Origin of the sequence: Methylomonas sp. MK1 (genome assembly GCF_000365425.1) — a bacterium.
Taxonomy (GTDB): Bacteria; Pseudomonadota; Gammaproteobacteria; order Methylococcales; family Methylomonadaceae; genus Methylomonas.
On record NZ_AQOV01000001.1, the window covers coordinates 3,086,353 to 3,098,647 of the forward strand.

At 50.2% G+C, this 12,295-nt stretch carries 16 protein-coding genes; 4 read left to right on the forward strand and 12 right to left on the reverse strand.

Annotation, left to right across the window (positions count from 1 at the left end; genetic code table 11):
* The first annotated feature begins 84 nt into the window (after positions 1-84).
* Complete coding sequence (locus tag G006_RS0114670; RefSeq protein WP_020483961.1) at positions 85-501, forward strand: hypothetical protein; 417 nt, start codon at positions 85-87, stop codon at positions 499-501.
* A 168-nt stretch (positions 502-669) separates the two neighbouring features.
* Here G006_RS0114670 and G006_RS0114675 read toward each other — a convergent pair whose 3' ends face one another.
* The 9 genes from G006_RS0114675 to G006_RS26660 all read right to left on the reverse strand — a co-directional run bounded on the left by G006_RS0114675 (position 670) and on the right by G006_RS26660 (position 6,573).
* Positions 670-1,422: a class I SAM-dependent methyltransferase gene (locus G006_RS0114675; RefSeq protein WP_020483962.1), complete on the reverse strand. Its 753-nt coding sequence runs from the start codon at positions 1,420-1,422 to the stop codon at positions 670-672.
* 118 nt (positions 1,423-1,540) lie between these two features.
* On the reverse strand, positions 1,541-2,185 hold the full coding sequence (locus G006_RS0114680; RefSeq protein ID WP_020483963.1) for a DUF6928 family protein: 645 nt from the start codon (positions 2,183-2,185) through the stop codon (positions 1,541-1,543).
* A gap of 67 nt (positions 2,186-2,252) precedes the next feature.
* Positions 2,253-2,744, reverse strand: coding sequence for a DUF4240 domain-containing protein (locus G006_RS0114685; RefSeq protein ID WP_020483964.1), 492 nt, complete (start codon positions 2,742-2,744; stop codon positions 2,253-2,255).
* 100 nt (positions 2,745-2,844) lie between these two features.
* Positions 2,845-3,255 carry a GFA family protein gene (locus G006_RS27900; RefSeq protein WP_081607940.1) on the reverse strand — a complete coding sequence of 137 codons (411 nt, stop codon included), beginning with the start codon at positions 3,253-3,255 and terminating at the stop codon, positions 2,845-2,847.
* Between the two features lie 25 nt (positions 3,256-3,280).
* Positions 3,281-4,522, reverse strand: coding sequence for an alpha/beta fold hydrolase (locus G006_RS0114690; protein ID WP_020483965.1), 1,242 nt, complete (start codon positions 4,520-4,522; stop codon positions 3,281-3,283).
* Positions 4,497-5,084, reverse strand: coding sequence for a hypothetical protein (locus G006_RS0114695; RefSeq protein WP_020483966.1), 588 nt, complete (start codon positions 5,082-5,084; stop codon positions 4,497-4,499). Before G006_RS0114695 ends, G006_RS0114690 begins: the two co-directional genes overlap by 26 nt.
* Before the next feature lie 43 nt (positions 5,085-5,127).
* Positions 5,128-5,901, reverse strand: a complete 774-nt coding sequence (locus tag G006_RS0114700; protein WP_020483967.1) for a class I SAM-dependent methyltransferase — start codon at positions 5,899-5,901, stop codon at positions 5,128-5,130.
* A 70-nt stretch (positions 5,902-5,971) separates the two neighbouring features.
* Entirely contained in the window at positions 5,972-6,184 is a 213-nt protein-coding gene (locus G006_RS28385; protein WP_152428872.1) for a hypothetical protein, read from the reverse strand.
* A 113-nt stretch (positions 6,185-6,297) separates the two neighbouring features.
* Positions 6,298-6,573 carry a T6SS effector amidase Tae4 family protein gene (locus tag G006_RS26660; RefSeq protein ID WP_268743569.1) on the reverse strand — a complete coding sequence of 92 codons (276 nt, stop codon included), beginning with the start codon at positions 6,571-6,573 and terminating at the stop codon, positions 6,298-6,300.
* 199 nt (positions 6,574-6,772) lie between these two features.
* On the opposite strand from G006_RS26660, the gene G006_RS27905 reads away from it, so the two are divergent.
* Positions 6,773-6,961 (forward strand): phage integrase N-terminal SAM-like domain-containing protein, encoded by a 189-nt coding sequence (locus G006_RS27905; RefSeq protein WP_235048861.1) that lies wholly within the window; start codon positions 6,773-6,775, stop codon positions 6,959-6,961.
* 36 nt (positions 6,962-6,997) lie between these two features.
* Positions 6,998-9,004, forward strand: coding sequence for a DNA helicase Rep (gene rep / locus G006_RS0114710; protein WP_020483969.1), 2,007 nt, complete (start codon positions 6,998-7,000; stop codon positions 9,002-9,004).
* A gap of 2 nt (positions 9,005-9,006) precedes the next feature.
* On the opposite strand, the gene G006_RS0114715 is transcribed toward rep, so the two are convergent.
* Positions 9,007-10,347 (reverse strand): DegQ family serine endoprotease, encoded by a 1,341-nt coding sequence (locus G006_RS0114715; RefSeq protein ID WP_020483970.1) that lies wholly within the window; start codon positions 10,345-10,347, stop codon positions 9,007-9,009.
* A gap of 152 nt (positions 10,348-10,499) precedes the next feature.
* Here G006_RS0114715 and G006_RS0114720 point away from each other — a divergent pair, with 152 nt between their 5' ends.
* Positions 10,500-11,831: a cyclic nucleotide-binding domain-containing protein gene (locus G006_RS0114720; protein WP_020483971.1), complete on the forward strand. Its 1,332-nt coding sequence runs from the start codon at positions 10,500-10,502 to the stop codon at positions 11,829-11,831.
* Between the two features lie 56 nt (positions 11,832-11,887).
* On the opposite strand, the gene rpmG is transcribed toward G006_RS0114720, so the two are convergent.
* Together rpmG and rpmB are read right to left on the reverse strand one after the other, a co-directional pair.
* Positions 11,888-12,043: a 50S ribosomal protein L33 gene (gene rpmG, locus G006_RS0114725; RefSeq protein WP_013816853.1), complete on the reverse strand. Its 156-nt coding sequence runs from the start codon at positions 12,041-12,043 to the stop codon at positions 11,888-11,890.
* A gap of 11 nt (positions 12,044-12,054) precedes the next feature.
* Entirely contained in the window at positions 12,055-12,291 is a 237-nt protein-coding gene (gene rpmB / locus G006_RS0114730; protein WP_026147067.1) for a 50S ribosomal protein L28, read from the reverse strand.
* Positions 12,292-12,295 lie beyond the last annotated feature (4 nt).

Sequence of the window (12,295 nt, forward strand, 5' to 3'; positions counted from 1 at the left end):
GTATTTTATTAGCGAGCCAAAAATATAGTTTTTAGCTAATAAATTATATTTAACATCAATATTAAAAAATGCAGGGAATTACTCATGAAAATATCAAATACTATTTACCGTTTTATCCGCATCTCGATTGCCATTGGCGCAATTGCTTTGTTTTTTAATCCATTGACCGTTCAAGCATCCGATCACGAATCGGAATGCTTTAACTCGGTGCAAGGCAAAATCCCTTGGAATGACGATAAAAATATGAATTGGGAGCCAAAAAACGTCAAGCAACTATGTGCGGGAACGACCAAGCCAGCCGAGCCGGGCGCTTGCTTTCTAAGTGTGCTCGACGGCCGGGTGAACTGGGGTAAAGGGATAACTTGGGATTGGCAAAACATAATCAACCTCTGTGCCGGCACCAATAACGCCAAAAACACAGTAGATTGCTTTCAAAATGCCACAGGAAAAGGTTTGGATTGGCGAGACGCGATATTATTTTGTCAACGTGCCGATAAGTAGCCACTAATCCTGACCTACTTATTATTGATATTCCGTTAACACTGAGCTTGGCGACGTCTTCGCCAGGCTCAGTATTTAATCGCGATTACGGCGGGTTATTATGGATTTACCGCCTGATATCCGCGACATACCCGGTTTGGAATGATTGATTTCGCGTGCGCGACCCTCCTACGCGGGCTTTGTCGCCGTTATGAGCATGTCGACGCCTTCTCGATAGAGTGAGTGCACATCGGTGAAACCGAGAGATCGCAATGTGGATAGCGTGGTCGCAGCATACATGATGTGGTCTGGCGACTCGTCGCTGAGCAAATGCACGACCCAGTCTTCCAGGAGATCGTATCGCTTCAGCTCTCCAAAAGTCTTGAACCAGTGACGAATGTCAGCTTGCGTCGAAGCCAGATGCTGAGCAGGATCATCGATAGCAAAGCGGTCGCCGTTTGCGAAGATTCCGCCCGGTTTAAGTACGCGCCAGATTTCGGCAAATACTTGGTCCCGATAGTCATTCTGGAAATTGTGAATGGCATAATTTGATGCAACAACATCGACACTTGCGTCCGCTTGCTGCTGCAAAAACGCTAACGCATCGCTCTCAATGAATTCGACACGACCAGCGTCGACATACTCCGCCAGATTGGCGCGCGCCTGCTTAAGCATTGCTGATGACGCATCGAAAGCGCGAAGATGTAGGTCGCCACACTGAGACAGTAACGACAGAGTGCTCAGGCCCGTGCCGCAGCCGATCTCAAGTCCCTGTAACGTATTGCCAGGACGCCATGCGCCGATAGTGGAGCCGAGCTTCTGCGTCAGAACCACCACATTAGGACACATCATCCCTAGAAAATCGTACTCTTCGCCGATACGGCCAGTAAACGGATTATGTGAGGTTAAAGAAGACATCACAGCATTTTGGTTCGAATTCATAAAATAGCTTCCTAGTTTCTTCAAAAATACGTCGTTGTGTTTAGTTATATCCAACGTTTGAATTCACAGGACTGCGCGGCTTTTTGCGCAAGTCCGGCGAAATAATGGGTTGGGCTTTTCACCAAAACTTCCACCACGGCGAGCGGTAACGTTTATAGCGAACTAGCGGAACTGACTCAGGTTCAAGCAGCGAGGCATCGATATAACCCTCAAGCTGATAGCCGAACTGATCCTTCAAAGTTGCCTCCCCAAGATCCAGGGGGTGAAACGGGAGTGGATAAGCAGCCGCTTCGTCGTCATCAACAGCTGGATGATTCCCTGACCAGAACGGTTCTTCAAACGGCAGGCGCGGCCCGATGTCCTCCATGATACCGCTGTCCGGAGAGAGGCTCAGGGAGCGCACTAGCTTTCCATTTGCCCATGTCGCATACGCAAACCAATCAACGACGCTGTGCATAGCGTGAAGCGTGGCTATTCCGTTCTCACCTGCATCGATGAACCGCTGAGGTAACTTCGATGGGTAGTCGATACCAAACTCTTTGGCCGCGACGACCGATACCCCCGGAAAGCAGCCTATATGCACCTCATCATCCGGCGGACAGGTATAGGACAGATTACCATCGCCGATTTGTTCCAGTTTTTCGCCGGGGAATAGAGTACTGGCAAGTTTCTGGGTTGCCTCCCGGTCCAAAGTAGGCTTGGCAGCGAGTGCCTCACGTGCGTTGGAGTTTGCCAGTACGAGCATCCAAGTTTTCGCGCCCATAGATCAGTTCCTGTAGGTTAAAGAGGTCCAACGTAGAGGTAACCGACCACGCCGGTTAAATGCCATGTTATGCGAACTTTTCGGCGAGCTGCGGATAGAGCTCATAGACTTTGTCTTCATCCCATGCTTGACCAGATGGCTCATCGGGATGGGGACTTTCCCGACTGATGGCTGAACCCACGGCGGCCTTGACACCATCTGTTACGGCATACTGATATCCCTCGTAGAACCATGCATCTTCGTCAAAGTCTTCTGTTGCCAATGAATCCGGATCGGCGAGTGCACGCGCAAACGCAGTGCGACCGCGAGAAATAAGCGAAGCTCGAAAATCAGAAAAGGTGTCGTCGCCGCAACCACCGTTAATCACATATGCCGCGCCCCATAATGGCCAGGAATAGGCACGATCCATCATTGCACGGAAATGAGCCGAAAACGCTCTCGCATCATCTTTGGGTAGATTGGAGAGCGCTGTGCGAATCAACTCGCACTTCTCGTCCATATCGCCGTTAGATTGCTCGTGCGCCGAGTCGATGATCGTCCAGAATTTCATTTCATCCATAAGCACCTCCTTGAGTGCGCATAATGTGAAGTTTTGGTGCCTGCGCGGATTTTTGCGCAGGTCGCCTCGAATGCAATGTTAGGCCAACTACCGTAACTACTCATGGCTTATAACCTAAAGATGGCGGGCCTTCTGGATATTGAGGCAGGTTATCTGTGATTTTTAGCCACGGTTGCTTTGAAGCTACCCAAAAGTGCATGTCAGGTTTGAACAGTGACGGCTCGTCGAGGCTACCGGCTGTTAAGCCGATGACTCCAGCAGAAACACGCCGCGAGAAAACGCTTGAACCGCAATACGAACAAAAACCGCGCTCAAGAGTTTCTGAAGAGTGAAAGGTGCTGATTGGGCCAGAGAGCGCAACATGTTCGATGCGCATGAGTACGCGAGCATTGAAAGCAGCGCCGATAACTTTTTGACAAGCCCTACAGTGGCATACCCTCTGGTTCAAAGGATCAGAGGTTGTTTCATAACGCACGGCACCGCATAGACAGCCACCACGGAATAAAGTCATTCAGCAAGCCCCTTTCTGCAACAGTTTAACGTTTGAATTGATCGGACAGCGCGCCTTTATTGCGCAGTCCGGTAGAGTAAATGGTTGGGCGTTCACCTTCCAATTTCACAGCAATGGGTTTTACAAATTCGCTCACGGCACTGACAAACTCCTCTGCCCGATCTTGCATGATGAAGTGTCCGCTATGTTTGATAATGATATGCCGTGAATTGCTGGACAAGCGGGCTAGGTCGTCCTGCTCAGTCTGTTGAATTCTGGCGAGCGCTTTTTCAGTTTCGATATTTTTACCCGATTTCTCTGCTTCGCGCTCGACCAAGCTCTGGTCTACCAAGTTTCCGGCAGTCAGTACCAATAAGGGCAGATTTCCCAAATCGGTTGGAGGAGGTGTGGTTGGACTTAGCCCTAGGCGCATGACGGCAATTTCATTGACAACCGCACGTGCGGTATCACTGCGGTTTTGTACAGCCGTTTTCGCCACCAGCACTTCCGCCGGTAGCGGGGAAGGTATGCGGTCGGCGTCAGCAAGCCCTATCAGCCTTACTAGGCCGACTCGCGACAACGGCTCGGCAATTGCAATCTGCATAGCTTGTTTCCAATAGTCCCATACGGCATACGGATACTGATGCATAGGGCTTTGCTCATGAGTCGAATCGACAAGGACGATACCCCGCGTCTCCGCCGGAAACTGACGATAGAAGGCACGGACATATATGCCTCCTCGGGAATGTCCGACTAATACATAAGGCGGAGAAATACCCGCATTCTTCAGCAGCGTATGTAGATTCTTGGCGACATCTTCGACATGGATAGGAGCATTTATTAGATCGCTCCAGCCAAGCCCTGGACGGTCATAGGAACAAACTCGCATGCTCTGAGCAAGCTTGGATTGAACTGGATGCCAACTCAAAGAGTTTTCGCCAAGACCCGCTTCGAGAATCAGCGTTGGAAAACCGGAGCCCATGCAGAATAGGTGAAGGTTTACGCCGTTTACTGAAATCATGCGTCCGGGAGGTGGGAATGCGGTCAGGTCTGCTGTAGTCCTTTGGAATTGATAAACGGCTCCTGCCAGCATGACAAAGCATACGATGGCAAACCCGAAGATTAAGAAGCGAAAACGCTGCAAGAAAGCGAAATCCATGACGCCCAACTTAGAGGTAACCAGGCGCGGCACGGAAAACTGAAAAACAAAACCGCATATAACCGCGCTCCGGTTGAGCGCCACGTTGGGTGTTTTTTCTGCATCATGATGTTTTCCTTTGAAAGCCATAGACTAGGCCTAGGCATGTATAAAATAACCAAAATGCGCCAGGAAGCGGAACTATAGTTATTGAAGGCTCAGGCAATCCTACAATATCCGATAACCAGTAACGAACAGAATTTCCGCCACGAAAACTAAAGCTCAAGTAAGACTCTCCGTTGTCCACAGCTGTTTGCAAAAGTATTGAGGTGTCAATGGATAGAAATCCTCCATAAACATCAGTAAAGACGTGAAAAAGTGTCCCCATATTCCATTCGTCAGTACTTACGACCCCATCGCCAGCAAAGGAATATATCTTAAATATACCTGGTTCTGGATCGAGACTTTCTATAGGGATACTGAGTGACGAACTCGGTAATATTCCAGTTAATCCACTAATATCAAAATGAACTAACGTACGATCTTCTGTACCAAGTTTTACAGCGTCAAAACCCAGAAGTAAAACGTTCGCACCACCGTCAAAGCTTCGTAGTCCCGCCATATCAGTTGGCGTAATCGTCGCTGCTTCTATTTTCATCGTTGCCGAGAAAAAAAGAATGGTAGCTATTGCAATAATGTTTTTGGGGTTCATGACTAATCTCCTATGTCTAGTCCTGATAAGACCTAACGTGGAGCTAACCGGACTGCGCGGCTTTTCGCGCAGGTCCGGTTGAGCGCAGTTTTAGACGCTTGGCGACAACACGAACCATACCTGCAAGCCCAGGCTCGATGCGAACCGTAAACCCTTTGGCTTGAAGTTTCGAGGATACCCACTCCGGCGAGAGCCTGAGTTTTCGATAGGAGCTGACGCTTAGTTGCCAGATAGAACCACTCCGCTCGTGAAGCACATCGTGAACGGTAACGTAGTCGGGAGAGTACTCAAGAAAGCAAGTCAGGATGCGATCATTGTCACTTTTTACGGGGATAAAGCGTCCATCCCCAACTAGGGCTGAGGTGTAGTCTCGAAAGGTGGTAATGAACATGCCGTCTGGGTGTAACGACTCTGCGACAAGAGAAAACAATTGCTCGACGGACTGCGCATCTGACAGATGAGTCAACGTGTCGCCCATGCACAGGATGAGGTGTGCCTTCGCGTTCAAGTACTTTTGAAAGGCCAGCAAATCGTCCTCCACCGTTTGAATGGGCAGCGACTCGATGTGGTCTTGTAGTACTTCAAGAAGCTTTGGGGAGCTGTCGATAGCGACCACCGAATAGCCGCAACGAGCCAACGGAATGGAGTGCATACCGAAGCCCGCTCCTAGATCAATAGCAGTAAATCCGTTCGACGGATTCGGGCAAACGGCGTTGACCTCGCTCTCGCCGCGAGAAATGGCGGCATCGAAACCGCCAGCCATCCATAGGTAGACTGGAGCAAGATGATTTTTGTAGTGTTCTGCGACGGTAGTCAAAAATGTGGGTTCCGAGCGTCTAACGCAAAGCTCAGCGGCGGAGAGTTAGCGGAGTCAGCGGAGCGTTGGGTTAGGAAAACCTTTTTGCAAAAAAATATCCACTAACTATTGCAAATGCTGAACTTGCCAAGAGGAATAAATTAAAGTTCCTCTGCTGATCCAGCTCTGATTCATATAAGCGAATATGGAAATGCTCAAGCACTGAACCTGTTACATACAAAAGCAAAAAGCAGAATGCCACGCCGAGAATGGCACCAAGAGTGAAAAAAGTTACTTTTCTCACTACTTCACCTCAAAAAACCTTATCCGCTTCGATTTGCGGAAGTCAGACCAAAAGCCGGGGACAACAATGCTGAATCGTGTCCTTAGCCATGAACCCAAACCAGTCAATGCAACTCAATCCCATAAGTCAATATGATCGCCCCCGGAACCGCCGCTCGCTGCGTAGTAGTCTTCAAAACATATTATGCCTTTTTTATCCAGAACCTTACTCCGCCAACTTTCGCCCGTAACATCTTGTGACTTCTTTACTTGGTTTACTGTTCCTCGGTCCAGCCAGTCCGCAAGTTCTTTCGCAGCAAGAATGTGGTCGTCACCTTTATGAACCCAGCATTTTCGTGTAGCTGGAAAGCTAGTCAGGCTTATGCCAGACTTCTTCATCGCCTGACTCAACCTGATTTCTTGAATAGAAGCTCACCCTTGTCATTCCGAGCATTACAGGCGTCATCGGATGGGTAATTGGATCGCAAAATTGCAAAGAAAGACATTGGTTCTCCTTGTTTGCCTAGCGTAAAGGTAAGGGGCACGTTCCTCGAATTAGACCAAGCGCGTGCCAAAATTCGTTTGAAGCACTACAGTATACGCACCGAACATGGCTTACACGGACTGGATTAAACGATTTATTTTGTATTTTGGCAAGCAACATCCGCGCGACCTGGGTGCTAGAGAAATTGAGCAGTTTTTGACGCATTTCTACTGTCTCCCAAGTTCCAGTTTGGTAATCCAGTGCTTGGGCATAGCCCACGAAATCAGAGAATCAACATTATCGTCATTAGCCTGAGATAATAACCTTCTCGTTATTCACTTAGCTGTTGTCGTGTCCCCCAAACTCAACCCCCAACAACTCGCCGCCGTTAAAATTATCGATAGACCGCTACTGGTGCTGGCCGGTGCCGGTAGCGGCAAGACGCGGGTGATTACCGAGAAGATTGCGTATCTGGTGCAGCAAGGCACTGCCGCGCGGCATATTGCGGCGGTGACCTTTACCAATAAAGCGGCGCGGGAAATGAAGAGCCGGGTTGGCCGTTTGTTGGATGACAAGCAGGGGCGTGGGCTGAGAGTCTCGACTTTTCATTCCCTGGGTTTGGATATTTTGCGCGCCGAGCACAAAGCTCTGGGTTATAAGGCGGCCATTACCTTGTTCGATGAGCAGGACCGGTTGACTTTGCTGCGTAATCTAATCAGTCACGGTGTCGGCGGTTGCGATATTGATAACGTCGAGCAGTACAACTGGCAAATCGGCCAGTGGAAAAACGCTTTTGTGACGCCTATACAAGCGTTGAGCCAAGCCGATGCCAACAGTCTACCGGCTGCGTTACTTTATGAAGCTTTCACCCGTAGTTTAAAGGCTTATAACGCCACCGATTTCGACGATCTGATTTTGTTGCCGGTGCTGCTGTTCCAACAACATCCGGATGTGCTGGAGAAGTGGCAAAACAAAATTCGCTATTTACTGGTGGACGAATACCAGGACACCAATATCACTCAGTATCAACTGGTCAAGCTATTGGCTGGTAATCTCGGCCGCTTTACGGTAGTCGGCGACGATGACCAATCGATCTACGCCTGGCGCGGCGCGCAACCGGAGAACCTTGGACAACTGCAAAAAGATTACAGCCGCTTGCAGGTCATCAAGCTGGAACAAAACTACCGTTCCGCCGGACGGATTTTGAAGGTGGCCAACCAATTGATCGCCAACAATCCGCATGCATTCGAGAAAAAATTATGGAGCGAACTGGGTTATGGCGACCCGTTGCGAGTGCTTAGTCACAAGAACGACGTGGCCGAGGCTAAGCAAGTTACTGCCGAAATTGTCCATCATCGCTTCAAGACCGGCGGCAGCTATGGCGATTACGCGATTCTGTATCGCGGCAATCACCAGTCGCGTTTGTTCGAGAAGGAATTGCGCGAGAACAATGTGCCCTATTTCATCAGCGGCAGCGCCTCGTTTTTTTCCTATGCGGAAATCAAGGACGTATTGGCTTATCTGCGTCTGCTGGTCAACCGCGATGATGATGCGGCATTTTTGCGGGTGATCAACACCCCGCGTCGGGAGATTGGGCCGACCACGCTGGAAAAGCTCGGCGCCTACGCCAACGAGCGGCATATCAGTTTGTTTGCGGCCTGCAACGAGTTGGGCCTACAACAGCGACTGCCCGAAAAATCGGTACAACGTTTGAGCAAGTTTTGCGATTGGTTGAAAGAGACGGCGATTAAGGTTGAGCGCGAGGATACCTTTGTAGTGATCAACAAGATGATCGACGAGATCAACTACTCGGCCTGGTTGCAAGAAAACAGCAAAACCCCGGCATCGGCGGAACGCAAACTGAAAAATGTTTACGAGTTGATCGAATGGCTGCAACGTCTCGCCACTAAAGACCAGGGCGCTCAGCAGTCGCTGGCGGATGTGATTGCCAAGGTGATGCTGTTGGATATTTTGGATCGCAATCAGGAAGACGAAGCCGGCGATCAGGTCAGTTTGATGACTTTGCATGCGGCCAAGGGCTTGGAGTTTCCGCATGTGTTTTTGATTGGCATGGAAGAAAACCTGCTGCCGCATCAGAACAGCATCGAAACCGAGAATATCGAAGAAGAGCGGCGCTTGGCCTATGTGGGCATCACTCGCGCCCAACAGACTTTAACCTTTAGTTATTGTACGCACCGCAAGCGCTTCGGCGACCTGACCGAGTGCGAACCCAGCCGGTTTTTAAACGAACTGCCGGAAGAGGATCTGGAATGGGCCAACAAAAAGCAGTTGCCGCCAGAAGAGATTAAGCAGCGCGGCAAGGCTAGTCTTGCCGCGCTGAAGACGATGTTGAATTGAACCTATTGCAGCACTACGAAAAACCCCTCGCCACCGCGTTGCAGATTGACCAGCAATGGCGCATTGGGATTGACCACCTGCTTGATTTCATCCAGATTTCTGACCCGGTAACGGTTGGCGGTGACGATGATGTCGCCGGGCCGCAAACCGGTTTTCCAGGCTTTGGAGTTCTGTTCGACTTTTTCGATCATTACGCCTTCCACCTGATCCTTGGGGGTGACGCCGAGCACAGCGCCGCTTAAGGTCGGATGCAGTTTATTGCCGTCCAGCTCCGGCCGTTTCGGCTTGCCGATGGTGGCTTGCAGCGACTTGCGTTCTTCGCCGCGCATGATCTCCAGGTTGGCGGTGTCGCCGATTTGCAGCAATCCCACCGCATTTCGAATTTGGGCGCTACCACCTTTCACATCCTGACCGTTGATTGCCAGGATAATATCGCCCGGCTCCAGACCAGCCTTTTCGGCGGGCGATCCCGCCTCGACCCGACTAACCACCGCGCCGTGTTGGCTTTTCAGAGCAAAGGCTTTTACCAGTTCCGGCGTTAAATCTTGCGTGGTCACACCCAACAAACCGCGGCGCACTTCGCCGTGCTGAACCAGCGACTCCATCAGCCGAGTCGCCATATTCGAGGGAATCGCGAAACCGATGCCGACGTTGCCGCCGGTGGGCGCGAGGATTGCCGTGTTCATGCCGACAAATTCGCCGCGTAAATTCACCAAGGCACCGCCGGAGTTGCCGGGGTTGATCGAGGCGTCGGTTTGGATGAAGTCTTCGTAGCCTTCAATCCCCAGACCGGAACGACCCAGGGCGCTGACGATACCGGAGGTGACGGTTTGGCCGAGGCCGAACGGGTTACCGATGGCGACCACGAAGTCGCCGACTTTAAGCTGGCTGGAGTCGGCGATTTTCAGGGCGCTCAGGTTGTCGGCGGGGATTTGGATCACCGCGACGTCGGCTTCCGGATCGGTGCCCAGCAGCTTGGCGTTCAGCTGCCGGCCGTCGCTGAGCGTGACGGTGATTTTGTCCGCTTTGTCGATCACATGATTATTGGTCAACACATAACCTTGATCCTTATCGATAATCACGCCGGAACCCAGGCTGTTTTTTTGCTGTTGCCGCTGGTTTTTGGGGATATTGAAAAAACGCCGAAGCGCCGGATCGATCATCAATGGATTTTCCTGTACCCGCACATTGGTCGAGGTGGAAATGTTAACGACGGCGGGCATGCTTTGCTCCAGCATCGGTGCCAGGGAGGGTAATGGTGCGCCGTCGACTTGACCGGGTAATTCTGCGCCGGCTCGCCAGCTGCTCAGGCCAAACAAGATAATCAGGAATAGTTTGTTCATGTTCGTCATGGTTTTTGCATTCCAGGCAGTTAAGTTGCCAGCATGGACATGCTGGGTGGCAAAATGTTTCACTGAGAGTTTACTTAATAATCGACTATCATAGATTAAGTTTTCTTGTTGGTTTCCCTTCACTTTTTATTCGCGACGAGTACGTGGCTGTCGACATCCATTCCGCTGAAGGCCGTGTTATTCGGCAATTAATTCCGCTATCCACCTTGCCCTTCACTAAATTTGAGGCGCTGTGCGCACAAATCAAGATAGAGGATGCGGAAGAAGGTCAATTTTTGTTCAAATGCGGGGATGAACGTAACGATCTGGTTTACTTGATCGACGGTAGCGTGACCTTGCAGACCGATCTGTTAAAGATCGAAACGATCAAGTCGGATAGTCCTTCGGCGCGCTTCGCGCTGGCGCATCAAATCCCTAGAAAAGTGCATGCGGTTGCAAGTACCCGAATTCGTTTTTTGCGATTGAATGCTGATATGATGAAATCGGTTCAAGATGTCCCGTATGAAGAAACAGAGAGTTTTATGGTAGTTGAAGAGGTGGAGGACAATGACGACTGGATGACGACCTTGTTGAAGTCGCCGGTATTTCGGGCGTTGCCTCCGGCTAATTTGCAAAAAATTTTGATGGGCATGCAGGAAGTTCGGGTTGTTGCCGGCACTGTAATTGTCAATCAAGGTGAGCCGGGCGATTTTTACTACATTATCAAAAGAGGGCAATGCTCGGTGAGCAGGAAGCCGGCACCCAACGCTAAGGAGATCAAGCTGGCGCAACTCAGCGACCAGGATACCTTTGGCGAGGATGCGCTGATTTCAGGTGAACCCCGCAATGTTTCAGTCAGTGCCTTGACCGATGTTTCCTTGCTACGCTTGGGTAAGGAACAGTTTCTGACCTTGATCAAGCAACCAACGCTTAAATATATCAGCTATAAAGATGCCCAGGATTTAGTGGCCAAGGGCGCCGATCTGGTCGATGTGCGCGAGCCCGACGAATATAAGCCCAAGCATCTGCCGTTCAGTATCAATCTGCCGTTTTTTTCCTTGCGCATGCAGCTAAAAACCTTGAATCGGCAGCATCCGATCGTAGTGGTTTGTCAGAACGGCAAAATCAGCGAAACAGCAGCTTTCATCCTGATGCGGCATAAATTCAATGCGCTGATTTTAAGCGGCGGTATCGACAGCATTAACCCGGATGAGCTGAAAGCGCCGTCGTCGTTTCCGATCGATGACGGTATAGAGACCAGTAATTTTAGAGGGGTGGGCGGGGACAGCGGGTCGAGTCACTCGTTCACCGAGCAATCCTCAATACAAGACGATATGGAGCGTTTACGGCGCTTTCTGCAGCAGCTGAAAACCAAATACAATATTTTGGAAGCTGAGAAAAAGGCTTTGGAGATGAAATATTTGGCGCTTGCCAAGTTTACGGAATCGTTAAAAGCCGAGCTTGACGCAATCAAGAAAGCTGGTGGCGGTGGCTAGTCGGACAAAACCTTGCTAGCCCGCCAACGCCTAAAAGCGGATCAATAAAGCGATGTTTATTTGATTTTGGCTTCTTTGTACATCACATGCTTACGAACGACGGGATCAAATTTTTTGATCTCCATTTTTTCAGGCATGGTTTTTTTGTTTTTGGTGGTGGTGTAGAAATGGCCGGTGCCTTCGCTAGATACCAATTTGATTTTGTCACGCATGTTCAGTCTCCTTAAAATTGTTCGCCGCGTTTACGCATATCGGCCAGAACAGCATCGATGCCGTTTTTGTCGATGATACGCATACCTTTGGAAGATACTCTCAAACGAACCCAACGGTTTTCGCTTTCAACCCAGAATCTGTGGTGGTGCAGATTAGGCGTAAAACGTCTTTTGGTTCTGTTCATCGCGTGTGAAACGTTGTGCCCTGTTACTGGGCGTTTACCTGTTACTTGGCATACTCTGGACATGACT

Excerpts from the sequence above, each read along its gene's own strand:
- rpmG (WP_013816853.1), bottom strand. The coding sequence starts at position 12,043 with ATGCGTGACAAAATCAAATTGGTATCTAGCGAAGGCACCGGCCATTTC.
- rpmB (WP_026147067.1), bottom strand. The coding sequence starts at position 12,291 with ATGTCCAGAGTATGCCAAGTAACAGGTAAACGCCCAGTAACAGGGCAC.
- G006_RS0114670 (WP_020483961.1), top strand. The coding sequence starts at position 85 with ATGAAAATATCAAATACTATTTACCGTTTTATCCGCATCTCGATTGCC.
- G006_RS0114695 (WP_020483966.1), bottom strand. The coding sequence starts at position 5,084 with ATGAACCCCAAAAACATTATTGCAATAGCTACCATTCTTTTTTTCTCG.
- G006_RS27900 (WP_081607940.1), bottom strand. The coding sequence starts at position 3,255 with ATGACTTTATTCCGTGGTGGCTGTCTATGCGGTGCCGTGCGTTATGAA.
- G006_RS27905 (WP_235048861.1), top strand. The coding sequence starts at position 6,773 with ATGGCTTACACGGACTGGATTAAACGATTTATTTTGTATTTTGGCAAG.
- G006_RS0114680 (WP_020483963.1), bottom strand. The coding sequence starts at position 2,185 with ATGGGCGCGAAAACTTGGATGCTCGTACTGGCAAACTCCAACGCACGT.
- G006_RS0114675 (WP_020483962.1), bottom strand. The coding sequence starts at position 1,422 with ATGAATTCGAACCAAAATGCTGTGATGTCTTCTTTAACCTCACATAAT.
- G006_RS0114715 (WP_020483970.1), bottom strand. The coding sequence starts at position 10,347 with ATGAACAAACTATTCCTGATTATCTTGTTTGGCCTGAGCAGCTGGCGA.
- G006_RS0114685 (WP_020483964.1), bottom strand. The coding sequence starts at position 2,744 with ATGGATGAAATGAAATTCTGGACGATCATCGACTCGGCGCACGAGCAA.
- G006_RS0114690 (WP_020483965.1), bottom strand. The coding sequence starts at position 4,522 with ATGGCTTTCAAAGGAAAACATCATGATGCAGAAAAAACACCCAACGTG.